The organism is Paenibacillus sp. S02 (genome assembly GCF_019454065.1).
Classification (GTDB): Bacteria; Bacillota; Bacilli; order Paenibacillales; family Paenibacillaceae; genus Paenibacillus; species Paenibacillus polymyxa_B.
On the sequence record NZ_CP073682.1, the window covers coordinates 4,682,009 to 4,708,131 of the forward strand.

Annotated in this window: 27 protein-coding genes, 1 tRNA gene and 1 riboswitch; of the genes, 11 read left to right on the top strand and 17 right to left on the bottom strand. The window is 47.2% G+C overall.

The genetic code is table 11. The features are described 5' to 3' along the window. The first annotated feature begins 120 nt into the window (after positions 1-120). Positions 121-223: riboswitch (TPP riboswitch) on the top strand. Between the two features lie 134 nt (positions 224-357). The 4 genes from tenA to thiE all read left to right on the top strand — a co-directional run bounded on the left by tenA (position 358) and on the right by thiE (position 3,501). Continuing rightward, positions 358-1,047 carry a thiaminase II gene (gene tenA / locus KAI36_RS20715; RefSeq protein WP_220025889.1) on the top strand — a complete coding sequence of 230 codons (690 nt, stop codon included), beginning with the start codon at positions 358-360 and terminating at the stop codon, positions 1,045-1,047. 74 nt (positions 1,048-1,121) lie between these two features. Beyond that, a complete protein-coding gene (gene thiM / locus KAI36_RS20720) occupies positions 1,122-1,964 on the top strand; it encodes a hydroxyethylthiazole kinase (RefSeq protein ID WP_220025890.1) in 843 nt (280 codons plus the stop codon). Then, entirely contained in the window at positions 1,961-2,791 is an 831-nt protein-coding gene (thiD, locus tag KAI36_RS20725) for a bifunctional hydroxymethylpyrimidine kinase/phosphomethylpyrimidine kinase (RefSeq protein ID WP_220025891.1), read from the top strand. The genes thiM and thiD overlap by 4 nt, the downstream gene beginning before the upstream one ends. Further along, a complete protein-coding gene (gene thiE, locus KAI36_RS20730; RefSeq protein WP_220025892.1) occupies positions 2,788-3,501 on the top strand; it encodes a thiamine phosphate synthase in 714 nt (237 codons plus the stop codon). Before thiD ends, thiE begins: the two co-directional genes overlap by 4 nt. Here thiE and KAI36_RS20735 read toward each other — a convergent pair. The 3 genes from KAI36_RS20735 to KAI36_RS20745 all read right to left on the bottom strand — a co-directional run bounded on the left by KAI36_RS20735 (position 3,446) and on the right by KAI36_RS20745 (position 6,558). Beyond that, positions 3,446-3,613 (bottom strand): aspartyl-phosphate phosphatase Spo0E family protein, encoded by a 168-nt coding sequence (locus KAI36_RS20735; RefSeq protein WP_071558335.1) that lies wholly within the window; start codon positions 3,611-3,613, stop codon positions 3,446-3,448. The genes thiE and KAI36_RS20735 overlap by 56 nt on opposite strands. Positions 3,614-4,006: 393 nt before the next feature. Beyond that, positions 4,007-5,425, bottom strand: coding sequence for a helix-turn-helix domain-containing protein (locus KAI36_RS20740; RefSeq protein WP_220025893.1), 1,419 nt, complete (start codon positions 5,423-5,425; stop codon positions 4,007-4,009). A gap of 158 nt (positions 5,426-5,583) precedes the next feature. Next, on the bottom strand, positions 5,584-6,558 hold the full coding sequence (locus KAI36_RS20745; RefSeq protein WP_220025894.1) for a LacI family DNA-binding transcriptional regulator: 975 nt from the start codon (positions 6,556-6,558) through the stop codon (positions 5,584-5,586). 185 nt (positions 6,559-6,743) lie between these two features. On the opposite strand from KAI36_RS20745, the gene KAI36_RS20750 reads away from it, so the two are divergent. Then, positions 6,744-8,087, top strand: a complete 1,344-nt coding sequence (locus tag KAI36_RS20750; RefSeq protein ID WP_220025895.1) for a 6-phospho-beta-glucosidase — start codon at positions 6,744-6,746, stop codon at positions 8,085-8,087. 95 nt (positions 8,088-8,182) lie between these two features. Here the strand turns inward: KAI36_RS20750 and KAI36_RS20755 are convergent, their stop codons facing one another. Then, on the bottom strand, positions 8,183-9,157 hold the full coding sequence (locus KAI36_RS20755; RefSeq protein WP_023990023.1) for a nitronate monooxygenase: 975 nt from the start codon (positions 9,155-9,157) through the stop codon (positions 8,183-8,185). 191 nt (positions 9,158-9,348) lie between these two features. Here KAI36_RS20755 and KAI36_RS20760 point away from each other — a divergent pair, with 191 nt between their 5' ends. Further along, on the top strand, positions 9,349-9,957 hold the full coding sequence (locus KAI36_RS20760) for a TetR/AcrR family transcriptional regulator (RefSeq protein ID WP_053325995.1): 609 nt from the start codon (positions 9,349-9,351) through the stop codon (positions 9,955-9,957). Between the two features lie 127 nt (positions 9,958-10,084). Here KAI36_RS20760 and KAI36_RS20765 read toward each other — a convergent pair. Then, positions 10,085-10,158 (bottom strand) — tRNA-Arg (locus tag KAI36_RS20765). A 174-nt stretch (positions 10,159-10,332) separates the two neighbouring features. Between KAI36_RS20765 and KAI36_RS20770 the strand changes: the two genes are divergently transcribed. Then, positions 10,333-10,626 carry a magnetosome magnetite crystal formation protein family gene (locus KAI36_RS20770; protein ID WP_016324668.1) on the top strand — a complete coding sequence of 98 codons (294 nt, stop codon included), beginning with the start codon at positions 10,333-10,335 and terminating at the stop codon, positions 10,624-10,626. A 319-nt stretch (positions 10,627-10,945) separates the two neighbouring features. Here KAI36_RS20770 and KAI36_RS20775 read toward each other — a convergent pair whose 3' ends face one another. Further along, the gene (locus KAI36_RS20775) at positions 10,946-11,305 is read right to left on the bottom strand and encodes a hypothetical protein (RefSeq protein ID WP_013311672.1); all 360 of its coding nucleotides are present in this window, start codon (positions 11,303-11,305) and stop codon (positions 10,946-10,948) included. Positions 11,306-11,468: 163 nt separating this feature from the next. Here KAI36_RS20775 and asnB point away from each other — a divergent pair, with 163 nt between their 5' ends. Continuing rightward, positions 11,469-13,313 carry an asparagine synthase (glutamine-hydrolyzing) gene (asnB, locus tag KAI36_RS20780; protein ID WP_220025896.1) on the top strand — a complete coding sequence of 615 codons (1,845 nt, stop codon included), beginning with the start codon at positions 11,469-11,471 and terminating at the stop codon, positions 13,311-13,313. Positions 13,314-13,483: 170 nt separating this feature from the next. On the opposite strand, the gene KAI36_RS20785 is transcribed toward asnB, so the two are convergent. The 3 genes from KAI36_RS20785 to KAI36_RS20795 all read right to left on the bottom strand — a co-directional run bounded on the left by KAI36_RS20785 (position 13,484) and on the right by KAI36_RS20795 (position 16,029). Next, positions 13,484-14,116, bottom strand: coding sequence for an XTP/dITP diphosphatase (locus KAI36_RS20785; RefSeq protein ID WP_013311674.1), 633 nt, complete (start codon positions 14,114-14,116; stop codon positions 13,484-13,486). Next, positions 14,116-14,877: a ribonuclease PH gene (rph, locus tag KAI36_RS20790; RefSeq protein ID WP_013311675.1), complete on the bottom strand. Its 762-nt coding sequence runs from the start codon at positions 14,875-14,877 to the stop codon at positions 14,116-14,118. The genes KAI36_RS20785 and rph overlap by 1 nt, the downstream gene beginning before the upstream one ends. Positions 14,878-14,970: 93 nt before the next feature. Next, a complete protein-coding gene (locus KAI36_RS20795) occupies positions 14,971-16,029 on the bottom strand; it encodes a GerMN domain-containing protein (RefSeq protein WP_220025897.1) in 1,059 nt (352 codons plus the stop codon). A gap of 152 nt (positions 16,030-16,181) precedes the next feature. Between KAI36_RS20795 and KAI36_RS20800 the strand changes: the two genes are divergently transcribed. Together KAI36_RS20800 and KAI36_RS20805 are read left to right on the top strand one after the other, a co-directional pair. Then, on the top strand, positions 16,182-16,739 hold the full coding sequence (locus KAI36_RS20800; RefSeq protein WP_069080429.1) for a phosphatidylglycerophosphatase A family protein: 558 nt from the start codon (positions 16,182-16,184) through the stop codon (positions 16,737-16,739). Positions 16,740-16,796: 57 nt separating this feature from the next. Continuing rightward, the gene (locus tag KAI36_RS20805) at positions 16,797-17,234 is read left to right on the top strand and encodes a GNAT family N-acetyltransferase (RefSeq protein ID WP_220025898.1); all 438 of its coding nucleotides are present in this window, start codon (positions 16,797-16,799) and stop codon (positions 17,232-17,234) included. A gap of 143 nt (positions 17,235-17,377) precedes the next feature. On the opposite strand, the gene KAI36_RS20810 is transcribed toward KAI36_RS20805, so the two are convergent. The 5 genes from KAI36_RS20810 to KAI36_RS20830 form a co-directional block, all read right to left on the bottom strand. Then, positions 17,378-18,169 carry an SDR family NAD(P)-dependent oxidoreductase gene (locus tag KAI36_RS20810; protein WP_220025899.1) on the bottom strand — a complete coding sequence of 264 codons (792 nt, stop codon included), beginning with the start codon at positions 18,167-18,169 and terminating at the stop codon, positions 17,378-17,380. Positions 18,170-18,274: 105 nt separating this feature from the next. Further along, complete coding sequence (locus tag KAI36_RS20815; protein WP_076294436.1) at positions 18,275-18,913, bottom strand: TetR/AcrR family transcriptional regulator; 639 nt, start codon at positions 18,911-18,913, stop codon at positions 18,275-18,277. Positions 18,914-19,131: 218 nt separating this feature from the next. Next, positions 19,132-19,767 carry an NAD(P)-dependent oxidoreductase gene (locus KAI36_RS20820; RefSeq protein ID WP_220028177.1) on the bottom strand — a complete coding sequence of 212 codons (636 nt, stop codon included), beginning with the start codon at positions 19,765-19,767 and terminating at the stop codon, positions 19,132-19,134. Positions 19,768-19,842: 75 nt separating this feature from the next. After that, positions 19,843-20,853, bottom strand: coding sequence for an MBL fold metallo-hydrolase (locus KAI36_RS20825; RefSeq protein ID WP_220025900.1), 1,011 nt, complete (start codon positions 20,851-20,853; stop codon positions 19,843-19,845). A 23-nt stretch (positions 20,854-20,876) separates the two neighbouring features. After that, positions 20,877-21,662 carry a class I SAM-dependent methyltransferase gene (locus KAI36_RS20830; RefSeq protein WP_220025901.1) on the bottom strand — a complete coding sequence of 262 codons (786 nt, stop codon included), beginning with the start codon at positions 21,660-21,662 and terminating at the stop codon, positions 20,877-20,879. Between the two features lie 259 nt (positions 21,663-21,921). Between KAI36_RS20830 and KAI36_RS20835 the strand changes: the two genes are divergently transcribed. Then, the gene (locus KAI36_RS20835) at positions 21,922-22,800 is read left to right on the top strand and encodes a DUF72 domain-containing protein (protein ID WP_220025902.1); all 879 of its coding nucleotides are present in this window, start codon (positions 21,922-21,924) and stop codon (positions 22,798-22,800) included. Here the strand turns inward: KAI36_RS20835 and KAI36_RS20840 are convergent. From KAI36_RS20840 to KAI36_RS20850, 3 genes are read right to left on the bottom strand one after another with little or no spacing between them, the layout of a single operon-like run. After that, a complete protein-coding gene (locus tag KAI36_RS20840; protein WP_220025903.1) occupies positions 22,792-23,907 on the bottom strand; it encodes a glycosyltransferase family 2 protein in 1,116 nt (371 codons plus the stop codon). The two genes, KAI36_RS20835 and KAI36_RS20840, sit on opposite strands and share 9 nt — an antisense overlap. Before the next feature lie 9 nt (positions 23,908-23,916). Then, entirely contained in the window at positions 23,917-24,780 is an 864-nt protein-coding gene (locus KAI36_RS20845; RefSeq protein ID WP_220025904.1) for a class I SAM-dependent methyltransferase, read from the bottom strand. Then, positions 24,773-26,122 (bottom strand): nucleotide sugar dehydrogenase, encoded by a 1,350-nt coding sequence (locus KAI36_RS20850; RefSeq protein WP_076294439.1) that lies wholly within the window; start codon positions 26,120-26,122, stop codon positions 24,773-24,775. The genes KAI36_RS20845 and KAI36_RS20850 overlap by 8 nt, the downstream gene beginning before the upstream one ends. Position 26,123 lies beyond the last annotated feature (1 nt).

Consider the following 26,123-nt stretch of genomic DNA (forward strand, 5'->3'; position numbering starts at 1 on the left):
GTCAAGCCCGCTCACTAGATTAGATGGAATTTATGTCTTCACAAAAAATGTGTAGTTCATATTTGCACACTATGTTTGACATAGCGTATGAACGTATGTACAGTAATAGTCAATAGAATAGAAGTCCACTAGGGGAGCCACTATGGCTGAGACAAGAACGTATCTTGGACCCTTTGAACCTGATCTAGTTCGTACTAGCGTAGGAAAGTGGAGCCTTCGTATATAAGGTTTCAAGCGTTTTTTGCGCATTGGGCCTATGTTGAAGCCGCTCCATTTTTCCGGGGCGGCTTTTTAGCGTTGTTCCGGAATTGTATCCTTACAGGACTTCTTGCTCTTCAATTAATGGAGGTGGGGAAATTGAGTTTTACACAAGAACTCCGTCGGCAGGCGGACGGCATTTTTCAAGCGATTTTTGAGCATCCCTTTGTGAGAGGCATTGCTGAAGGAAGTTTGACAAGGGGACAGCTGATTCACTATGTAAAACAGGACTTTGAATATTTGAACGCCTACATGCGGATATACGGCATCGCAATCTCCAAATCCACGAATCGGGAGGACATGGCTGTATTTAATGAACAAATCTCTTTTATTCTCCACAGCGAGGTTCATCCGCATCAAAATTTTTGTGCTATCGCAGGGGTGACCTATGAAGAGTTGCAGGGATATCCACTCGCTCCGTCGGCCCATCACTATATCCGTCACATGCTGACAGTTGCGCATGAGGGCAGCCTGGGCGAGATCTTGGCTGTGTTGCTGCCATGTATGTGGACGTATGCCGAGATTGGTCGCAGGCTGCTGGATGAAGTAAAGCCGGATGAGTCCCATCCGTTCTATGAATGGATGGGCTTCTATGGAGACCAGCTTGATGATACAACACTCAAGTTCCGAGAACGTGTAGATGCTTGGGCGGAAGGCGCAACGGCTGCTGAGCGAGAGCAGATGATTGAGCATTTTATACTGAGCTGCCAGCTGGAATATAAGTTCTGGGACATGGCTTATAACCAGGAAGAATGGCCGGTCCAGATGCAGGCAGCGGTCTTGGAATAGTCAGCCTGGCGATTCGATGCGTGAAGTACGGTTAATGCCCTGTTGAACCACCAACTATAGAGAGGATAATCATTATGAGTACATGGGAAAAAAGTTATTCAGATCTCCTGACGAAGGTACAAAACAGCAAACCCCTCGTTCACAATATGACCAATGTGGTAGTCACTAACTTTACGGCCAACGGCCTGTATGCATTGGGCGCCTCCCCAGTGATGGCCTATGCACCCGAGGAAGTAGCAGACATGGCAAAAATAGCGGGAGCCGTCGTGTTAAACATCGGTACGCTGAACCGCGAACTGGTGGATGCCATGATCATTGCTGGACAATCGGCGAATGCACACGGTGTTCCGGTCCTGCTAGATCCGGTCGGTGCGGGAGCAACGAGCTTTAGAACTGAGTCGGCACTGCGAATCCTGAGAGAAGTCAAAATCTCATTGGTGCGAGGCAATGCAGCCGAAGTCGCGCATCTTGTTGGAGAAGCGCGTGAGATTAAAGGCGTAGATGCAGGTGACAGTGCTGACAGCGGCCATGTCGATCTGGCAATTCGGGCTGCTCAAACGCTCAATTCAATGGTTGTCATCACTGGAAAAGAGGACGTCATCACCGATGGGGCCGAAGCACGAATGATTAGCGGCGGAGACGCGCTGCTCACGAAGGTAACCGGAGCAGGCTGCCTACTGACCTCTGTGTTAGGTGCCTTTGCGGCTGTTGAACCCAACCTGCTGCTCGCAGGTACAGCAGGCTTGGCATTTTACGGTGCAGCAGCTTCCCGAGCCGCAGCACGTACCGCAGAGCTGGGGCCCGGTAGCTTCCAGATTGCCTTTCTCGACGAGCTCGCCAAACTACATACAGGTTCGCTGGAGGGGCATGTCACTGTCCGTGAAGCCGGAACAACCACAGCAGGTGGTGCGCGATGACAGACGTTCGTGTACCCAGAGCACTGACGATTGCCGGTTCGGACAGTGGCGGCGGGGCCGGAATTCAAGCCGATCTCAAAACCTTTCAGGAGCTTGGCGTTTACGGCATGTCGGCTATTACGGCCGTTACCGTACAGAATACCTTAGGGGTTCACGGCGTATATCCGCTGCCACAGGAAGCAACAGCGGAACAGATCGAAGCTGTAGGATTAGACCTTGGAGTGGATGCCCTAAAGACTGGCATGCTGTTTAATGCGGGTATCATCCGTCTTGTGAGCGAGCAGATCCGAAAGTTCGACTGGAAAAAGGTCGTCGTCGATCCCGTGATGATTGCCAAGGGAGGTGCTGAACTGCTGCAACTGGAAGCGGTGCAGGCTTTGAAGGACGACCTGCTTCCCTTGGCCCTAGTCGTTACACCGAATATCCCGGAGGCGGAAGCCCTGACAGGGATCAGCATCCGTACAATGGAGGATCGCCGCGAGGCTGCGAGACATATTAGCAGTATGGGACCAAAATTCGTTGTGATCAAGGGCGGCCACGCTGACGAGAGTGAGAACAGCAGACAAATTATTGACCTGCTCTTTGACGGAACCGCCTTTACAGAGCTGAGCGGCAAACGAGTACGGACTGTTCATACACACGGAACAGGATGTACCTTCTCGGCAGCGATAACTGCTGAATTAGGGAAAGGAATGTCTGTGCTGGAGGCTATCTCGAATGGTAGAGCCTTCATTCAGGCAGCGATTGAGGAACCTTTACATCTTGGACAGGGACATGGCCCAACCAATCATTGGGCCTACCGCCGTCGTCAGGAGATGCTGCTATGAGCGGCAGAATGTTGTCAGAGGTGGTGCGCCGCCAGCTACAGATGTACCTGGTGCTTGGAAGCGTGAATTGCCTCGCGGAACCACGCTGGGTCGTGCAGGAGGCTCTGGCTGGCGGGGCAACCATGGTCCAGTTCCGGGAAAAGGGTCTTGGCGCGTTAACGGGCGTCCCTATGTTCGAACTTGCGCGCCAGCTACAAGACCTGTGCCGCCACGCTGGTGTTCCCTTCATCATCAATGACGATGTGGAGCTGGCTCTTGAACTCGACGCCGACGGCGTTCACATCGGTCAGGACGATGAATCGGCCGATTCCGTCCGCGAGCGAATCGGAAATCGAATTCTCGGCGTCTCCGCCCATACTATTGAGGAAGCACGTCGAGCCATCCTGCAAGGTGCGGATTATCTCGGTGTCGGGCCAATCTATCCCACCATCTCGAAGGATGATGCCCATGCCGTACAGGGACCGGCAATTTTATATGAGATGCGTAAAGCGGGAATTGATGTGCCGATTGTTGGGATCGGAGGTATTACAGTGGACCGTGTTGGGGAAGTCGCACGTGCAGGTGCAGATGGTGTGGCGGTGATTTCAGCCGTGACACAGTCAGAACAGGTTAGAGGTGTGGTCAAGGAATTAAAGAAAAATATGGTCTCATTTCTCAATGATCCGATCTACATGTTTGATAATGATTCAACAGATCATCCAGCTTTTTAGATTGTTCTATTACTTTGGGATGTGTTAAAAATCCATACTTTTTCTGGACCTGGTACAGTTTCTTCCTAGCTCGTTCGACACAAAGTAAAGTCACACCTTGGTTCATTAGCATGATCCCTCCTATATGTCATATTTTATGACAAAAAGACGTTTTTTGGATTTTCAAATAATGCGCCTAACAAAAAAAGAACATCCCAAAAGTTTGCATAAACAAAGATGCCCCTAAATCCACGTAAAAAAGCCTCCGTCTCCACTAATAAAAGTGGGACCGAGGCTCTTTTTCATAAAAAGATCCAATGAATATAGAGCATACCAATCAAATCTGACTTAGAGATTTACCTTATGTTGTTTGATCTCTAATAGCCGCTGAACTCCCCAAACTTGAACTAGTCGGTGAGAATTGTCTTTGTTTCTAGCCGTTTAAGCACCTCCAATTTGTACGTGAGGCGTTATTCTTTGATTTTGGTTATGCGACTGTACAGGCATTGCTAAAATAAACAAGAAGCTAGCTGCGATGACCAGCAGAATCATTTTTTTCAACATTGTCTAACCACACCTTTTCTAATAGTTTGAAATACGCTTCCCTTGTTTCGGGAAGCGCATGTGCTTGGAAATGTGCAAAAAGCCCTGTACAGTTTATAAAATAAGTCTCATTGTTTAGTAGGTGGGCTTTTACCAATGCATATATTAAGTGTTTAAAGCCATCATTGTACATTCCCCGCCTTAAATAGTAATAAGCCAGTTCGTAACCAAACCATGCAAAATAATCCGGCATCACTTGTTGGGTGTACATATCAGTAGATTGTGATAGCAGAGCAAAAGAATTAATCTCCACTTCAAAACGTGAAAGGACATCATTGATATCTATTGCATATCGGTTAGCAGCAATCATAACGTTCAGCAACTTGGATAGCTTTTCATTCTCGGTAGTGATTGATGTGGATGCAATATATTCAACATAATGAGGAAGCACATTGGTATCTCCAGATAGGAGTCTATTTACAAAAGTATTACCTTCTGCCCAATGCTTGAACAAGTTGACCCAGTGTTGGGTTTCCTGGTCTGTCTCGATCACCCAATCTAAATCAGAGTAGGCATTTGTAAATTGTAGTGCTTGCTGATAATCGCCTTGCGCTTCACAGACACTCGCACACAGTAAATCAGCATAGGTAATGTACACAAACATCGGGCGACTCAGCCTCTGTTCAGACTCCTCCCACTCTCGCTTTTTCTGTTGATGTTTCAAAGAATATTGGATCTCCGCTTTGGCTCTCATTTTTCGAGCAGTTGCATCAAGCTTGTCCCATTCACGCAGAGAACGATACACATTCGCCAAATCTTTTAACGCATCAAGTTGATCTATTTCATTCAGACGTTCGACAAAGGGTTCAAATCGTGTAGCCGCCTTGAGATTTCGGATCTGATTGTTCCCCACCTGAATGGTAAACAGACGATACTGACAGATAGCCAAGCGTTCAGAGTGCTGGTACTTCTCGCCTTCCGCAATCCCTTCGTAGAGCAACAATGCAGCATTGTGCTGACCTTGTGCGAATAATTTTTCTGCTGCATCAAATAACTTTGGGGAATATAGAAGATTGTCCATAATATGTCCCACTACAAGCTGGATAGCATCCAACTTGTCCAGTTCCGCACAGCGAAACAACAACGGCTCAATTCGCCTCCAATCCGGGGAGCGCTCAATGATGTAGTTATCTATGTATAGTTCGTAAAAAAAACCCTCTGGTAGTCCCATAGCCCAAGTGATTCGATCTAGCTGATGTATCGCAACAGGACGATGCTTGGCAATCCAATTATTAAGTGTTCTTTGATGAACACCTGAATGTTCGGCAAATTGTGCCAGCGTCAAATTATTTTCCCCTAAATAATCCTCTAACTTCGCCAAAATCGTAGGTGTATGTCCCAAGTCATAACCACCCTTCATACAAAAAATCCAAATTTTATACTTTCACCTCAAATTATTCACCAATTATTAACATGTGTCAACATTTTTCTTCCATTATTCCTACTATATAAACTTGAATATGGTAATTAATAACCGCTAACATGAAGTCCCTTTTGGAATTAGGTGGTCGCTCGCTCTACTAATTTGAATTCCAGATGATGTATCGTTTCATCCAGCCCTTCAAGGGCATTGCAAATCATAATGAACGCATTCTCGGCTTGCTTGTCTATCGGGTAATGAATCGTTGTTAAATCAAGCAAATGCGAGATTTCAGTATTATCAAAGCCTACTACTGCAAAATCGCTTGGTACAGAAACACCGAGTCTCCGTGCTTCAGTCAAAAGACCTGCTGCCAAATAATCGGTAGAACAGGCAAAGGCTTCCGGTCTATCTGTTTGTTCTCGTTCTGCCCACCAATGAGCTATTTGTTCACCAGCTTCTATTGAATTTAAATCATAAAAATGCGGGAAGGCCTCAGCATCCAAATCATATTTTTCGCAAAAGTCATGATAAGCTCGAATGCGTTCTTTTGTATTCAACCCCCGCATGCTGCCGTACACATTCACAATTTTCCGATATCCTCGGGCGTACAAATGTTCCAACGCCAATGTATAGCCCTGATACTGATCCATAAATACAGACGGGATTGCCTCAATGTTTACACGCTGCCAGGTCACAATCGGACCATATTTTGTATAATGCTCAATCACACTCCACTCATTAACACGAATCATACAGACCAAGGCGTCCAGTTGCTTTCTCCGCAACATTTCCAGCGCCTCAAGTTCTCGCCCCTTCTCCCCATTCGTAATAAACAGCGCTATATTAAAGCCATGCTCCTGGGCATACATTGTAAATCCACGCACAAATAAACCCAATGAGTCATTAAAAGAAAGTGAAATAATCCCTATGAGCTTAGTCATGCCTTTTTTTAAAGATACCGCATTTAGATTAGGAACATAATCCAGTCGGTCTATGACCTCCTGCACACGCTGTCTTGTCGGTTCACTTACATACGGATGATTGTTAATGACACGGGACACCGTAGCCGAGGATACGCCTGCCAGCTTTGCAATTTCATGAATATTCGCCATTTTTCTCACCTCGTTCTTTCTATTTTAGCATGTTCGTGTTTAGCATGTTCGTAGTACCTGCCCTATAATTGTCACCTTCCCAAAATAAGTTTTTTAAAAGCGCTTGACCTGTAATGCATTACAGGGATTACAGTGAATTTGTGCTTAAGAAAGCGGTTAAAAAACATACTTAGGAGGCACTAACCATGAAAAAAGGCATAAAGATTGCAACCATTGGCGGAGGTTCCAGTTATACACCAGAATTAGTAGAAGGCTTCATCAAACGTTATGCAGAGCTTCCCATTCGGGAATTGTGGCTGGTAGATATTGAGGCAGGACGTGAAAAACTGGAGATCGTAGGCGCCATGGCCAAACGGATGGTGAAGGCCGCAGGCATTGATTGTGAGGTACATTTGACACTGGATCGTCGGGAAGCGTTGAAGGACGCCGATTTTGTAACGACCCAATTTCGGGTAGGCTTGCTGGAAGCCCGGATTAAGGATGAAAGTATTCCGTTAAAACATGGCATGATCGGTCAGGAGACCAATGGTGCCGGAGGAATGTTCAAAGCGTTTCGCACCATACCCGTTATCCTCAGTATCGTCGAAGATATGAAAGAACTGTGTCCGAATGCATGGTTGATTAATTTTACCAACCCTGCGGGTATGGTCACCGAAGCTGTGCTTCGTTATGGTCAGTGGGATAAAGTCATTGGATTATGTAATGTTCCAATCGGTGCGATCAAGAGTGCATCGGCTGTGCTAGACAAACCGGAAGAAGAGTTGTTCTTTAAATTTGCAGGGATTAACCACCTTCATTGGCACAAAGTTTATGACAAAACAGGGGCCGAATTAACAGAGCAAGTCATTGAAGGACTGTACGCTCCGGGCGCAAAGCCAGAGAAAGTCGTTGAAAATATTAAGAACATGCGCTTCCTGTATGATCAAGTTCGTCAATTGAAAATGCTGCCTTGTCCTTACCATCGGTATTACTATATGACGGATAACATGCTCAAGGAAGAATTAGAGGAAGCCAAAAACGAAGGAACTCGGGGCCAAGTGGTCAAACGTCTGGAAGAAAGTCTGTTTGAATTGTATAAAGATCCGAATCTGGATTACAAACCAGAGGAACTATCCAAACGCGGCGGTGCGCATTACAGCGATGCAGCCTGTGAGATCATTAATTCCATTTATAACAACAAAGGCACATTGATGGTGGTTAGTACACGTAACAATGGTGCGATTGATGATGTTCCTTATGATAGCGCCATCGAAGTGACCAGTGTCATACGCGCCCATGGTGCCGAACCTGTCAACTTTGGCAAATTCCCACCTGCACAGCGGGGCTTGTTGCAAGTGATGAAGGCAATGGAAGAGCTGACGATTGAAGCGGCGGTCACCGGTGACTATGCAACAGCACTGCAAGCCTTCACCCTGAATCCGCTCGTACCAAGCGGGGACATTGCTCAAACCGTACTGGATGAATTGCTGGAAGCACATAAAGAGCATTTACCGCAATTTTTTGCCAATAAGGCGAAGGCGACAGTGTAAATTTATAAAACAGATTGTTCATGCTGGACGTATGAAAAAACGGTCGTCTCCCTCATTTCGGTTGGGATCACGGCCGTTTATAATGACATTAACTTTTAAACTTCAAACTTAGTCATCTTAGATATTGTTTCATGGTATCCTTCTAATACATCATTTATGATATCTTTTACACTCTTAATCTCAGTTATTAGTGGTACTATTTGTCCCACCATAACAGCGCCCTTCTCTTCAACGTCGCCTTCCAGCATCGCCTTTTTCAAAGAACTTTCAGCAACTTCTTTTAGTTTTACTGCTGCTTCTTTTTTGCTGTAATTGTTTTCAATTTCCGTCATTTCCTCTGAAAGCTTGTTCTTCAATTGTCTGCATGGCTCATCAGTAGAATATCCTGTTATCACAGTCTCCATGTCACCAGCTTTTAACATGGCATCTTTTACATTTGCATGTACTACTGTTTCCTCTGCGCACATAAAAATGGTTCCCATTTCAATGCCTTCAGCACCAAGAGCGATAGCTGCTGCCATTCCTCTTCCATCTGCAATACCGCCAGAGGCTATCACTGGTACAGATAAGCAGTTCGCTGCTTGTGGAACAAGAACCGTTGTTGCTTCATAAGTAGTATGTCCGCCACCTTCCCAGCCTTTTACAATAACTGCATCAGCCCCCGCTTTCTCCGCAGTCATTGCATCTTGAATTGTACTTGCTTTTACGATTACTTTTATTCCTAATTCATGCCATATAGAAAAGTATTTTCGGGATAACTCAAAATCCAGTCCCACTAGCGTATCTGCATAAATTACTGGTGGTTTTTCCTCCGAAGCAACTTTAGTTACATGATCTAATAATTCAGAGTTCATAATTACATTGATTCCAAAGGGTTTACTCGTAAGATTTCTTGTAGCAATAATCTGGTCCCTAATAAAATCTAAAGGAGCAAATCCTACTCCTAATACACCAAGACCTCCACTTTCAGAAACTGCTGCAACTAATGGTGCTGTTGAAACCCAAGCCATAGGTCCTTGAATAATTGGTTTTTCAATTCCCAAAACTTTACATAAACGATTGTTAGACATAAAAGATTCTCCTTTTCATATTGAACAAGATGGATACCATTTATATAAATATTCTTTTATATTAAGATTATAATAAAGAAAAAAGATCCAGAATATCAGTAAGGCTTACCCTGAATGTTGCTTAAACAACAGTTCTGATCGCTTTTGTTGTTTTTAATATGTAGAATTAGTGAATTGGAGTGTGACACATATTGAATGAGATAACAGACTTACGTGTTGTGAAAACACTTGAAAATATAAAACATGGGTTTGCTAAATGTATTAGTCAAAAAAACTTTTCATCTGTTTCCGTAAAAGATATTACTACAACTGCAAGAATTAATCGTTCTACATTCTACAAATATTATGAAGATAAATATCAGCTAAGAGAATCATTGGTAAAATCAACATTAGAAGAACTTTCAAACAATATTAATCTAGCATCTTTTAATCTGGAGAATAATGACATCGAATCCTTGAACGCTTTAAGAAAACAACTCCAATTTATGTATGATCATAAAGATTGGTACCTTATATTGTGGAATAAAAATATGGAGTTATATGTCTATGAAGATATGACACGCATATTTGAAAGGAGAACCGGGGAATGTCTTCGTGAAAATAGCAATGGAACAGAAATTACGAAGAAGGAACTTTCAGAAAAGCAGGAGTTATTAACTCGTTTGTTTGCAGCATCTGCAATGACAACGGTTAAATGGTGGTATGAATATTCACCAAATATGACTCCAAAGGATGTGGCAAATATTATTATGGATAATATCAAATTTGGAATGCATCATACCTTTTTTCAAGCTCCATGAACATGGAATACCCTCTCCATTAGCTTCACCGGATAAAATCCACCATGTGCGCAGGTATCGTAGCGCAGCGCTTTGGCAGCACTGAAAAACAAAAAAGCTTCCTACATGTAGGAAGCTTTTTGCTATACGTCCCAGGAGGGATTCGAACCCCCGACCGACGGCTTAGAAGGCCGTTGCTCTATCCAGCTGAGCTACTGGGACAAGATGGCGATCAATAAAACCTTATGTATTCAGCGCATTGATTATTATATCACATTTCGGGCAACTGTCAAAATCATTTTTTTATGATATAGGGAAGCTGGCTGCAAAAGGAATCATTTGGACGCTAACGGGGTATTATGTACAAAGAACCATGCATAAAGGAGGGGTTAATCCGTGAGAGGTCTTTTGTCGTCACTTTGTTATTTCAGCATTTTCTTCGCACCTTTTCTAGTGCCTGTCATTGTGTGGATTGCAGTACGGGACGAATATGTTCAGGGACATGCAAAAAAGGCTATTTTATCGCATATTTTCCCCATTATTGCGGCAATTCCGCTAGTGTATTTTATTATTACGGCAAATCATGCAGGTTCAGTGATCGGGTTTGTACTGCTATTCGTAGTGGTCTATCTCGGGGTTTTTGTTTATAACATCTACAAAGGGATTATGACGCTGCGTGAAGCGGCTTAGTTCAAAAAGAAGCCTCCTGCATTCCGCAAATTTGGCGGGATACGGAGGCTTCTTTAGGGTCATTTTTGATGAGTTGCTGTTGCTATTTAGTTCAATGGCTGCTTATTTATTTCCAAAGCGTTTAGGGCTTTTCCGTACTTCATGTCTTACGTTTTTCTCCAGCACTTCTTCCGCGAACTCATTGTTATGAATATAACTGCTGCCTTTGTTTTTCTTATACTTCGCTTTGCCGTCTATGATTTCCCCCTCCTTTCACGCTGATCCGGCGATGGCGCCGGGGCCCAAATCAACAAAAGCCGAGGCATAGCACACCATATCCTCATGCCCCGAACTCCTTGGCGAACTCTGTGCTGAGCTGCCCGTAGGAGAGCAATTCTTTTTTAAACTTCTCTCGCTCCTCACCAGCAGTAATGTGTGTAGAGTCGGTAAAAGCCTTGTCTGTCACTTCCTCAAATGCCGAATGCAGATTATTGTCGTACCAATCCAGCTCCAGATCGGCGTCATTGCGGATGATCCGTACCATGTCATAGTCATGCTGACCATCCGTCTGATCCTTGGCCGTGATATAGACCAGCAGTTCCGGGTCATCTGCGGCACCGGGCCGCACCTCTACCTCAGCGCAGCGCACTCCGTCAAGTTCAGTGAAGCGGCGTATTTTGGCATCCTTGATGTAGTACACGGTCTCCCTCCTTCCTTGCGAGTAGACGGGTTTCCCCATCTGTAGTTTTCGGAACGGACAGACATTTTATGCTTCTTTTCGGCATATATACTGATGAACTGGGGATTTAGTTTTTGATTCATTCCAACACTGGATGAACACGACAAAGAGAGGATGAACAGACATGTGCGGAATTACAGGTTTCATACAGTGGAACGGAGACTTAATGCATCAATCTGAGCTGCTGCTGAATATGACACAAACGCTCTCCGATCGCGGACCGGATGCTGCGGGTACCTGGATATCCAACCCGTGTGCTTTCGGACACCGAAGACTGAGCGTTATGGACCCGGAAAATGGCGCTCAGCCCATGATCCGGCAGCTTGAGGATATCACTTATACGATTGTATATAACGGGGAAATATATAACGCGCCTGAGCTGAAAAAAGAGCTGCAACAGCGCGGGCATTTTTTCCGTACACAATGCGACACGGAGGTGCTGCTCGAATCCTATATCGAATGGGGCCCCGAATGTGTGGATCGGTTAAACGGCATTTTTGCATTTGCGGTCTGGGATAGTGAGCGGGAACAGGTATTTCTGGCACGGGATCGGCTGGGAGTAAAGCCGTTATTTTATAGCCAGACCGAAGAAGTATTCGTATTTGGCTCAGAACCCAAAGCACTGCTTCAGCATCCAGCGGTAGAAGCAGCAGTGGACGCCGAGGGATTGGCCGAAATTTTTATCATCGGACCTGCGCGTACCCCCGGACATGGCGTCTATTCGTCCATGAAGGAGCTACGCCCCGGGCATACGCTAACCTACAGTCGCGACGGCGTGCGCATTCAAGCCTACTGGACACTGGAAAGCATTGCGCATGAGGATAACACCGAAGAAACGGCACTTAAGGTACGAGAACTGTTGCTGGATACGGTGGAGCGGCAGCTCATTTCGGATGTTCCAGTCTGCACCTTATTGTCTGGCGGGCTGGATTCAAGCGCTCTATCCGCATTAGCTGTCGATTATTACAAACGTACCGGGCAGGGACAAGTTCATACGTATTCGGTCGATTATGTGGATAACGACAAGCATTTTAAAGCCCATGCGTTTCAACCCGGAGCCGATGCCCCCTGGATTCAGCGGATGGTGGATGAATTAGGGACAAATCATCACTGGATTGAATTCGATACGCCAGAAGTCGTAGCAGCTCTGAACAACTCCACACTAACGCGGGATTTACCCGGAATGGCGGACGTGGATTCGTCGCTATATCTCTTTTGCCGGGAGATTAAAAAAAGAGCTACGGTCGCTATTTCCGGCGAGGCTGCGGATGAAGTTTTTGGCGGATATCCATGGTTCCACCGGGAGGATATGCTGAATTCGGGTACATTCCCGTGGGCAGTTGCACCCGATATGAGAGCCAGTCTGTTGTCTCCTGAGGTACGGGACTGGATCAAGCCGCTGGAGTATTTGAACGATCGCTACTCAGAAGCGGTAGGAGAAGTGCCGAAGCTACCAGGGGAAACAGGAAAAGCTGCGCAAATGCGCGTCATGTCCTATCTGAACATCACCCGCTTTATGCCTACTCTGCTGGATCGCAAGGATCGGATGAGTATGGGAGCCGGACTCGAAGTGCGGGTGCCGTATTGCGATCATCGACTGGTACAATATGTATGGAACATTCCGTGGAGTATCAAGATGACAGGCGGACGTGAAAAAGGTATTTTGCGCAAGGCGCTGGAGGGCGTATTGCCGGATGATGTGCTGTATCGCAAAAAAAGCCCATATCCCAAAACGCATAACCCTTCCTATCTTGAGGCTGTGAAAAAGCAAGCGCTGCAGCTGCTGGATGATTCCTCTTCCCCACTGCTCAAGCTGATCGATGCGCAAAAGGTACGCGATATTGCCGCCTCACCGGAGGCATCCACCAATCTGCCTTGGTTTGGTCAGCTGATGTCCGGTCCCCAGTTGTTTGCCTATTTGGCTCAAGTGGATAACTGGTTGCGCACTTACAAGGTAGCTATTCGATAAGCTACACTGAATGCTGAAGCAATAGAGCTTCTAAGCGGCAGCGGCAATTTTTCGCTGTGTACTATATGGGGAACAGAAAGTACCAAAAAGGCTATCCGCAGCTCATGACTGACGGATAGCCTTTTTTTTCGTTATGTGAATGGGGGGATGATTTCGCCCCTGTTACCAAGCTATGCCTGTGGATTACCCAGCTTTGTTGCCAAATCACGCAGAGCTATCCCTCGGTGACTGATAGCCTGCTTTTGTTCCAACGTCAGCTCGGCCATTGTCTTTTCAAACTCTGGCAAATAAAACAGTGGATCATACCCAAACCCGCCGCTGCCGGCGGTTTCAGTAGTAATCCAGCCCTCCACGGACCCTGTCGATTCCAACGTCTCGCCAGTCTGCGGATTATATAGAATCAAGGTACAGACGAATTGAGCCGGGCTTAGCAAAGGCTGTCCCGTATCATCACCCAGCTGCTTCGATTCCAGAACGTCGAGCAGCTTAATATTGTTTTCGTGATCGCTGGCACCTTCTCCAGCATAACGGGCAGAGTATACCCCCGGCGCACCGTCCAGCAAGTCCACGCAGAGGCCGGAATCATCGGCCAGCACGGGCAATCCGAGCACATCTCCAACCGCTTTAGCTTTTTTCAGTGCATTTTCGGCAAAGGTTTTGCCATCTTCAACGACATCAGGAATGTCGGGATAATCGTACATGCTTCTGACTTCCTTGCCAAACGGCGCAAAGGCATGCGCAAATTCCCGCACCTTTCCTTTATTTTTCGTAGCGACAATGACGACCGGGCCATCCAGCCGCATTAGGCGCCAGCTCCTGTACGTCCAGCACCGATCTTATCAGCAATCGGTCCAAGCACTTCTTTTTGGCGCTCAATCATTTGCAGAATCCCTTGTTCGCCCAAGCTAAGCAGTTGATCCAATTCGTTACGGTCAAATGGGCTTTCTTCACCTGTACCTTGCAGCTCAACATATTTCCCGCTGCCAGTCATGACAAGATTCATGTCCACTTTGGCCTTGGAATCCTCTTCATAGTTCAAATCCAGCAATGCTTTTTCACCAACAACCCCTACGCTGACGGAAGCCAGGAAATCGGTAATTGGAAAAACAGGCAGCTTGTGCTGGGTGGCAATTTTATTGACCGCAATCGCCAACGCTACGAAAGAACCAGTAATTGAGGTTGTGCGTGTTCCGCCGTCCGCCTGAATGACGTCACAATCCAACGTAATCGTCCGTTCACCAAGCGCCTGCAAATTGACCACCGAACGCAACGCTCTTCCAATCAGACGCTGAATTTCCATGGTACGGCCTGTCAGCTTGCCACGCGCAGCTTCACGCTGATTACGGCTATGAGTCGCACGCGGAAGCATGGAATACTCTGCGGTCACCCAGCCTTTTCCTTGTCCCTTCATAAAGGGTGGTACGCGTTCTTCTACAGTAGCCGTGCAAATGACTTTCGTCTCGCCAACCTCTATAAAAACAGAGCCCTCCGCGTATTTATTTACTCCTGCTGTCAATTTCATCGGGCGCAGCTCATCACCGTTTCGTCCGTTAGATCTACTCATGCTTTTTCCTCCTACGTCGTATGCAACCTGTTCTTATATGTTTATTTTACCAAAGTGTGCAGGCAAAAGCACCCCAAGGACGATTCCCCGTCCTTAAAGAGGAATTTCGTTAATGTGCTGCGGCTTGGCTACAGGCTCTCCGTAATTTTGATTATTTTGTCCAATCACGCTTTTTTCACCATTCAGTTCAATCCGAATTTTCGTTTTGACCGCATCATCTGAATTGTCTGCCGCTGTCAGCACAACCGATTCCAAAAATTCAGCAGGCACGGCTTCTCCTTTAGCAAACATATCATCTGAAAGAGATACCGTAATGACGTTGTCTTTGGAGCGTTCTACCGATTTCAGCGCCGTCTCCCCTGTCATCACTTCTTGTAGCCCATCTTTGGTCTGCGGTCCTTGAATCAATTGATGCAGTGCTGACTGGACACGATCTTTTTCAGGGCTGACCAACCGTGTTACAGGTACATAATATTGAACTCCAGCAGGAGAAGATGAAGAGAAATACACGGTGACTGGACTGGAATCCAGTGGTGTTACGCCATGACCAATCTCCAAATTAATACCTACTGCACGCGTCAACGGATGATCCAGCGGTGTGCCGCCCACAGGCATTTCTTTCAGCTTTTTGCCATCCACCCAGATCTGTACACTCTCAATATCGGGACGGTCGGTCAGGGTCCAGGTCAAACTCTCCATTAATTTTCGTTCTTCCTGTGGCTTATAGTTGGCGAAAGATTTGTTGAATTCGACAACAGCCAGCTTGTTGTTCTTGTCCACCGTCACACTTTTCACTTCCGTACCCTGGGGGATTACACCTTTAAATCCCTCTGGTAATAATCCGGCATATGGCCCGCCCTCAACTAATGTTTCCAGCGCTGACTTGGCATCTGCCTGCACATCACCTGTAGCAATCGGTAAAGATACCGGGGCCAGCAAACCGTTATGATCTTGCAAAAAAACAGCCCTCAGTTGCCCCGTACTGGCGGGTGCTTTTCCGGTTACAGCCTTAATCATGGACTGCTCTGTCGTGGACGGCGGGGGGTCAATGGATGCCGATTCGTTGCCGAAAAGGCTGCAGCCTGACAACAACAGGGGTAGGGATAGCAGTCCAGCTACAGAGGTCATACGCCATGGGTGTTTTATATTCATAAGTGAAGTTCCTCCCTAACAATTTTGTACAGATTGTACTAATATGTATACGAGCCTCGCGTAAAAAATAACTACTTTTTCAGCAGACTGGACACACTGGTCATAATTGCAGTAGAAATCAGGAGCTATACGAGGAGGGGAATTTCAACTTTATGGACAAGAAAAAAGCACCATACAGCCTGAATAGTAAAAAGGTAGCCGATGCCACCCGCGAGTGGCTGCACAAGCGTGGTGTACACATGACTGAAATCGCAGAACTGGTCATGCTTTTACAGAAAAAATATTACCCGACCCTAACGATGGAAGAATGTATGGAGAATGTGGACAAGGTACTGATGAAGCGCGAGGTTCAAAATGCCGTGCTCACGGGCATCCAACTGGATATCCTTGCTGAACAGGGCGCTCTTCTTCCCCCATTGCAGGACATGATTGAGAATGATGAGGGATTATACGGGGTGGATGAAATTCTGGCCTTCTCCATTGTAAATGTGTACGGAAGCATTGGATTTACCAATTACGGTTATGTCGATAAGCTCAAACCAGGTGTGCTGGAACGCTTGAATGATAAAAGCCTCGGGCCGATCCATACGTTCCTGGACGACATTGTGGGCGCTATCGCAGCTTCCGCCAGCAGCCGTATCGCCCATCGCAAACAGGCAGAGCGTGAGCAGGAGCTTGGGGAAGAAAGTGCACCGAATACAACACGTTAAATAACAAACAACGCTTGGAATACAACAGATATATATAGGGTTAGAGGAGAACTAGACATGGTAAACGTAACTGAAGGATATACATTCCGTACGATGCAGGCTGAAGATTATGATCAGGCCATTGACCTTTGGAATGGCTTAGACGGATTGGGATTAAGCGAGGCCGACTCACCGGAGCGGATTGCACGCTTTTTACAGCGGAACGAAGGACTTAGCTTTGTCTGTGAGCATGATGGAAGCATCATAGGCACGATTTTGGCGGGTCACGATAGTCGCAGGGGGTTTCTGTATCATCTGGGTGTAGCCACAGCACATCGTGGTCAAGGGATCGCGCCCAGGCTGGTGAATAAAGCGTTATCTGCTTTGCTGAGAGAAGGCATTGATAAATGTCATCTGTTTGTGATGGAGCATAACGCAGGGGGTCAACGCTTCTGGTCAGCTAATGGCTGGGAGAAACGGGATGGAATTTTACTATATTCCCGAGGACTAGAATAGGATCTAAGTGCTTGATCTATACAAAATAGGAACGCCGAGTCTGATTCAAGTCGAGCTATAAACGATCAGACCCGGTGCATAAAACTCACAGCTTATTCATTGGTATTCTAACATTTCAAGCTCAGATTACCTTTATTCATAAATTACAATCCATTTTGTGGACGCAGTGCACGTTCTACAATTCCCAGCGTGGATTGACGAGAGAAGAACCGGGACACCTGAGCTACCCAATAGTTTTGGCGACCGGAAATGATGTGACTACGCCCCTTTTCAAATGCTCTCAATGCGTTCTTCACAACGGTTTGGGGAGTTTCCCTAGTTCCAATTGACGCTTCACTTGCGCCAACAATATCAAAAAAAGGCGTTTCTGTTGATCCTGGACAAAGGGCCAGAACTTTAAGCCCCCGTTTCCGATTTTCGGCCCATAGCGCTTCAGTAAAAGAAAGCACAAATGCTTTGGTTGCTCCATACACCGCCATATAAGGATCGGGCTGAAATGCAGCTGTGGAAGAAACATTGATTAATCCACCCTCCCGCTTACGCAATAAATCAGGCATAAATGCATGTGTGATGTCGACTAAAGCAGCCACATTGAGCATCACTTCCTCATGCTGTCGTTCTCCTGAAACCTGCTCAAAGTATCCATAGGTGGCAAAACCTGCGTTGTTAATCAAGAGATCTACCTTTAGCTGTTGCTTTTGAACCTCCTGATGCAATGTTTGGGGTGCTCCTGGTGTGGAAAGATCCAACGCAATCACCGTTGCTTTTACGTTATATTTAGCTGAGAGTTCTTTAGCCAGTGTCTTTAATTTGGTTTCATTGCGTGCTACCAAAATGAGATTACATTTCTTAGCTGCGAGCGAGTAGGCAAAGGCCTCGCCAATACCGGATGAAGCCCCTGTGATCAGAGCTATTTTGTTTGCGTACATAAACATGATGACAACCTCCATAGTATCGTTGTTTTATTTTAGAAACATTGTTACCACTACTCTATAATGAACTGAAGTCATCTACTATGACGACCTCAGTACACTTCATATTTACGATGGAGATGAGGATGTTTTAAATGCTACGAGCGCATTCTTTAGTGTAAATGCATACACTCCTTGAGCCATATCTACATCTGAAAAATGACCTGCAAACTGAAGATGTATGACTCCATGTAAAGCAGACCAAAACATCCGGACAACCAGCAGCGGATCATGTTCTTTCAATGCTCCCAGCTCCATAGCGTGTATGACGGTTTGCAGGATTTGAGACAGGGCCGTTGTGGTACCCTCCAAGCTCTGTTCATCCGGCTTGAAATCAGATAATGCCCCGCCAAACATCATTTTGTAATAGGCTGAATGAAGCTGCGCAAATTCCCAGTACGCCCAGCATAGAGCTTCAAGATCAGCGAGTACGCTTTCGGTAACAGGTACTTGCTGGAAGGATTCAGCCAATAGCCGACATCCATCCAGGTACATCTCATTGGCAAGACCATCCTTGCTGCCGAAAATACTGTAAATAATTTTGGTGGAACAGCTTAATTTCTGGGCAACTCGTCGCACGGTCACGGCCTCTGGCCCTTCCTCCGCAAGAAGGATACATGCGGCATCAATGACATTTTTACGTAGCAATTGCTGCTGCTGTAGCTTCACTTCCGAATAGGTTTTATAGGGATGCGATGGCTCGGACATGATTCAATACACTTCCTTTTGCTTATTAAAAACTGTTGCTTGATGCTACAATAATAAATTAAAGATCTACACAAGATTTCAAGAAACATTGTTTCCGTTAAGAATCATAGTATTCTAAGCCTGAGTGTTTGTCAAATAAAAAAGAACGCAATGAGTAGGTACACTTACCACGCTCTGGTTGAATGCTTAAAAATGAAGCTATGTTTGGCGTTCCACGATCAGTAGGCAATGCCTACCCGTGTACGGATAAATTCGTAACTCTTCCATTGCCGATAAGTAAAATCAGCCGTATCCGCGGTGGTAATTTGTGAGCCACCTTCAGGCAAAAAATCTTTTTCCACGCGATAAATCCCTGTCCGCGCTCCATCTGGCAGATAGGTTGGACATACAATTGTCCAGTCTAGTACCGATTCACGCAGCAATTCGTACACTCGCCGATGTTCCTCGGCTGCACGAGTGCTGCGTCGCCGGGTCTCGGAGGACTCATATCGATACAGGTCCGGTTCGGTCCGGCTTTGCAAAATCCCTGCCGTTCCTACCGTAATGAGCCGGGAAATAGACTGCTCCTGCATGAGCCGGATCAGCAGGCCTATACTAATGGATAAGGTAGTCGTTCCATCTGTATTCAGCGCACTGATCACAGCCGTCGCCCCACCCTTCAGTGCTTGCGCTACGTCCTCTGCATTAGTGGCATCGCCTTGTACGATTTGCAGCTGATTCCCGTATCCGGGTGCGTAATCCTCCAGCTTGTCCGGTGAACGAACAAGGACAGTAACGGCATGACCGTCCGCTAATGCATAATCTAATATATACCGTCCTACGCGTCCGGTAGCTCCCAGCAGCAGCAAATTCATAAAATCCTCTTTTCCGGCATGAATGCCGCTTGTCATGTTGCTTCGTCATGTCACTTGTTGGATAACTTTCCGCGACTATTGACGGCAAAGCGGATAGAAGCGCGTGATTGGGTCCGTCTCGCTCATAGAGACCCGTTCACGGCGCACCAGCTCCACCAGATGAGCCAGCGTCTCGGACATGGCAAACCTTAGCTGGTGAATACCCAGCTTGCCACCGAACATGGCAATGCACAGCTCATAGGCTGTGCTGCCCCCCAGTTGGATCAGCTGCTGGAATTTATCCAGCCGTTCTTCATGATGCGCCAACAACGCTTGCGTCCGCTCCCGAAAATAACCAAACGGATTGCGGTGCCCCGGATATGCCCACGCTACCTCCAGCTCGCCTAGACGCTGCAAGCCGTCTACATAAGACTTTAACGGCTGGGCATCACTGCCTGGAAGCAGACTGATGTTAGGAGAAATCTGCGGCAAAACTGCGTCACCGCAGAGGATAACGCCGCTAATCGGGTCATATAAGGACACATGTCCGGGCGCATGCCCTCCTGTCTCTACGGGCAGCCAACTGCGTCCACCCCATTCCAGACGAGCGTCCATTCCGGTAGGAATAACGGTAATCTCAGGCTGTGGATTCACTTGCAAATAAGCCTGCCGTATATGTAATTCCAAGGCCGATACTTGCTCCAAAGGAAAGCCATGCTGGACAAAAAAACTAGGAAGCCTGTTCTCCATTGCGACCGTCGATTCTGGAGCGTCCCACATCATCATCGCTTCCTTATGGCTTCGAGCTGACATATGTACACGAGCCTGACTTTGCTGTTGCATCCAGCCCGCCAATCCGTAATGATCGGGGTGATGATGAGTCACCACAATGTCCGAGATATCCCCAAAGGTCATCCCCAGCTGTTGGAAGACATGCGCCCATTCTGCCTCGGTATCCATATTGCGCGGACCAGGGTCTACAATCGTAAAACCATGCTGCCCCTTGAGCACATAGCTATTTACCCAACGCAGCGGAAAGGACATGGATATTTTGACCTGAAAGCCTCCGTCTATTCGCTCACACGGTGTAAGCTCTGGCATTTTCATGGCTTCCCATCCGCCTTTCTGTTTCAAGCCCGCACGCCGACAAAAATCATTCGAGGCGAAGCATCTTCGATATATTGATCTTCATTATAGCTTCCGTGTACCTGCTCTACGGATAGTCCGGCTTGCTCTAGCAATCCACGGAACTTTTCATACGGATATAGCTTCACTCGTTCATGATACACGCGCGCGGGTTCTCCCTCAGTAGGAGTCGTACCCATAGCAGAGGCTGCCTCAGTGGCCGTAACGGATGCGGCTGACCGAATCGCAATTTGCTTTTTCACAAAGCCATCTTCAATGATCCGATGCTCCTCAATCCAATTTCCTTCATCCTCCCTTGACGAATGCGGTACCAAATGAGCGGTTACGTAAGCAGGGTTCAAATAATCTATAATAAAACGTCCTCCCGGCTTCAACAGCCGATAAATTTCCTTTAATACTTTTAGCTGCTCCTCATCCTTCTCAAAATAACCGAAGGAGGTGAACAAATTCATCACCGCGTCAAAGCTTTCGTCCAGCGGCACCTCTCTCATATCCCCTTGATGCCAACTTACCCGCCCTTCGGAATCTGCTGCACGAGCCTCTCTCAGCAACACATTGGAAAGGTCCACACCTGTCACCTTATAACCTGCATCTGCCAGCGCAAGCGAATGACGTCCCATCCCACAGCATAAATCCAATACGCTGGAGCCTTGCGGTAATTTGAGCCAGGAGATCATTTTTTGCACTTCCTGATAGGCTCCCTGAAAGTCGCGATGCTTGTATACCAATAAATAATCTTCCCCAAAGCTTTGCTCGTACCATTCTGCCATATCGATTCTCCTCCATGAACTCATTTCGCTCTATTACATACTATATTAGCTTTTTCAAACTGGAAACTCAAAAGCATAACGAATAAGAGTTTTGCAAAATCCTGAACAACAAACATGTTACAATAACCGTTATTTGAATCCATTTCATAATACCTTCAGTAGCTTTAATAAAGAGTACATGATTCACCCCATTTTATCATTAAAATGATTCATGGGAACGCCTTTAGAAGTATTCATAAGAGAAAGGAGCGGGGAAGTTATGATTCAAATTGGACTTACGGGTTGGGGCGATCATGATCACTTGTATCCAACCGGCACCAAAGCTAACCAAAAACTAAGCGTTTATGGAAGCCATTTTCCGGTAGTAGAGATGGATAGTTCTTTCTATGCGGTGCAGCCTACAGATCGTATGGCACGCTGGGCGGCGGAAACCCCTGACTCTTTTTCATTTCTAGTCAAAGCCTATCAAGGCATGACTGGACATACCCGCGGCAAGCAGCCTTACTTCAAAACAATAGATGCCATGTACGAAGCACTGCATGCATCCATACAGCCTCTTCGCGAAGCGGGTAAGCTCAAAGCCGTACTGTTTCAGTACCCACCCTGGTTCGACTGTACACGTGAGAATGTCGCTGTACTGCGAGACACGAAAAAAAGGATGGGAGAGGTCCCATCCGTACTTGAATTCAGACATCAAAGCTGGTTCACACCCGATTTTCGGAAACAAACGCTGGCATTCATGCGTGAAGAAGGTTGGATACACAGCGTATGCGACGAGCCGCAGGCAGGACCAGGGTCGGTTCCCATTGTGCCGTTGGCTACAGACGGTAATCTGACAATCGTACGTCTCCACGGGCGAAACATATCGGGTTGGAATCAAAGCTCCGCGCCTAATTGGCGGGAGGTTCGTTATCTGTATCGGTACAATGAACAAGAGTTGACCGAATGGAGAGACAGATTGCTGGAGCTGGAGCAGCAAAGCCGTGAGGTGTGCGTTATTTTCAACAACAACTCAGGTGGAGACGCCGCTGCTAACGCCAAGCAGCTCATGTCCATGCTTGGGATGGACCCTAAACCTTTTCCACCTCGCAAGCCACCTGAAGAGGATAACGGGCCGGAACAGCTTGAACTATTTTGAGGAACAGGCTGAGGATGAGGAGTTGGAGATAGCCTCCTTGAGCTTGCGTGCATTATCCAGTAAATACGGGTCGTCAGGTAAATAGCGTAAAGCGATTTGGTTATGCTCATACGAAGCGCCCAGCTTACCTGCATGGGCATAGCAATGGCTGAGCCGCACATGAGGTAACCAGGAGTAGCATGGTAGTGGAACAGGTCGCATACCCGGAAGGTGATGCTGTTGCTCCAATGCCTTTTCATACCAGTATGCGGCAGTGCTCCATTCGTTTCGTGTGAAAAACCAGTCACCGATCATGCAGCACAAGTCTGATTGCGGTACACCGTATCGAAAGGAACGTAACAGACTATCCAGCTGTTGCTCCGGCTTCCCGAGGTGAAGATAGCATTCCGCCGACCGCGCACAAGCGGTAATCCGATCCTCACGGTAGCCGCTCGGCTCCTCCAACAGATGGTTGAACGCCTCTGCCGCCTCGGCATATTCTTTACGGTCAAAACATTCATTGGCATGCAAATACAGCAGACGCCCCTCCAGCTTGCCGATTTCGCTGATCCACCGAGCGAGAATACGTTGGTTACGGAGCGTGTGGTCTTGCATTCGGCGGTGAGTTACTGCCACATCCGAATGCAAGATTTGCCCCTGAGGTATCACCAGATCCTCATGCAGACGCCCTTCCCAGCGGTATTGTCGCTCACGCTTCACGAGACGGATACGACGTGAGGTGAACAACAGTTCACCCTGCTCCCCCTCTGCCAAATGAAGTGGCATTACCACTGCGTCGATATCCATAGACAAACGCTGCTTCAAGGCACGCAGGCGCTCACGGTCCGGCTCCAGCAGCACATCGTCCGCATCCAGCCACATGATGTAGGAACACGTCGCCTTGTCAAACGATTCATTACGGGCGGCTGCAAAATCATCCTTCCATTCAAACGTATATAGCCGATCCGTATAGCGGGATGCTATCGTCTTCGTTTGATCCGTCGATCCCGTGTCCACCATGATGATTTCATCCATCAGGTCTGCGACCGAATCCAGACAGCGTGCAAGTGTCTGCTCCTCGTTCTTTACGATCATGCACAAGCTGATGGTCATTGGATGATCAGTCATGACTTCACGTCATCCCCCTTTACCTTTGGCTGAATCTGCCATCGTTTTTCTGGTAGACTCACCATCAGTATATGCACCTCTCCTTTCAGCCTGCGTCTTGTCTAGCTGTTCGACACGTGCATACCTTTCCAACGGCAAAAGTTGTTCCTCCATATGCCGGATTCGCTGTACCGCCTTGTCGAGTGCGGCCTTTCGCTGATTCATTTTTCGAACATGCTGCTGCTCCACCAGTCGAAACTGCTCCTCGTCCAGTTTCATCCACTCATTCAGACGCTCTGCCTCTGGTTTGATCTCACGCAGTTCTTTCGACTTCTTGCGGCCTGCAAAGCACAAATATTTGTGATGGACCTCAAGCGCTTTTTCATCAAAATAAGGATACAACACACGGGAGAGGCTCCCAGCATAGTAAGTCCGCTTGTGATCATGAAACGGATGGTATCCATAAGGTACAGACAAGACGAGCGTTCCTTTTTTATTCAACAAGCGATAAGCATGAGCCAGCAGGGTGTCGGGATGCGCAAAATGTTCCAAAATCTCCCCTAAAATAATGGTGTCAAATCCACCGGGAGGACGCTCAAATTGTGAAATGTCCTTTAACTGAAAGTGGACTCTTCCCCGGACGGGTGCGGATTCCTGTCGAAGTTCTTTTTTTGCATAAGAAATGCTGCCCTCTTCCAAATCAATAGCCGTTACCTCAAAGCCTTCCCGTCCAAGCAAAATGGACGTTATCCCCTGACTGCACCCAACATCCAGCACGGTACGCCCCTGTACATGGCGGCAAATCCAGTGAATTCTATTGCGGGTGGCTTCATGAGACTCCTCCGAATTAATTTGCCCATAATAACGTTCGTTTACCTGATCACGGTTAGCCAACAGCGGCGCCTCCTCCATCACCAGGATGCCCCAAGATCACGACATGTCCACCTGTGCAATGTGCAGTCGCATTACGTGTATCAAAGACCAGCGGGGCATGGTCGACCAGCTGTTGGTAATCCACCACAGAATGGTCTGTCGTGATGACTACGATATCTGCACTTTCCCATAGCTGAGCATTTGCCGTTCGAGATGGGATTGCTTCACCGTTCAGCTTAAAGCTCGATACATATGGGTCGGTGAAGCTCACCGAAGCTCCCATTTTTATTAGATGTTCAAACAGGACAAGAGCTGGGGATTCCCGAACATCATCAATGTCCTTTTTGTAGGCCACACCTGCCAGAATGATTTTGGCCTTGTTTATGGCTTTACCTTTCTGAGCGAGCATGGCTTCAATTCGCTCCGCGATATACAGCGGCATACGTCGGTTCATGCGATCTGCCAAGTCCACGAATTCCAGTGGAAAACCATGCTGCTCGGATTTCCATGACAAGTATAGCGGATCAACCGGGATACAGTGCCCCCCGATGCCAGGTCCCGGATAAAAAGGCATATAGCCGAATGGCTTGGTTGCCGCTGCATCCAGTACCTCCCATATATTGATGCCAATTTTCTCACAGGCGGCTGTCAGCTCGTTGACCATTCCAATGTTGACACTGCGGAACGTATTCTCGAACAGCTTGGCGGCTTCCGCCACGGTTGTCGAGCTGACCGGAACAATCTGGTCCAAAAAGGACCCATAAAAACCTACTCCCGCTGCCAGACAATCCGGCGTGCAACCGCCGATCACCTTGGGTGTGTTGCGAATGTTAAAATGAACGCTGCCCGGATCCACACGTTCCGGTGAAAAGCACACATAAAAATCCTTACCTACTGTCCATCCCCTGCGCTGCTCTATCACCGGCCGAATCAGTTCCTCGGTCGTTCCCGGATAGGTGGTGCTTTCCAGAATCAACAGTGTTTGTCTACGCAAATGAGGTATGGCCTGATCAATAGCCGTTTCAATATAGGACGTATCCGGCTGGTGTCCGTCCGTCAGCGGCGTAGGCACACAGATCACGACGATATCCGCATGCTCCAGTACCTTGATATCCGTAACCGGATGCAATTGCTGCCCGATCAGACCTTCCAATGCATCATCCCCAATGTCTATGATGTACGACTTTCCTTGAAGCAGCTTGGCTACTTTGACAGGATCGGAATCTACACCATATACATCATAACCAGCCTGTGCCATTTCCACTGCCATGGGCAGCCCTACATAACCGAGGCCGATCACAGCCACCTTTACAGTTCCTTTTGTTATTTTTTCCATAAGCTGCAAAATACCCACCTCTTTCATC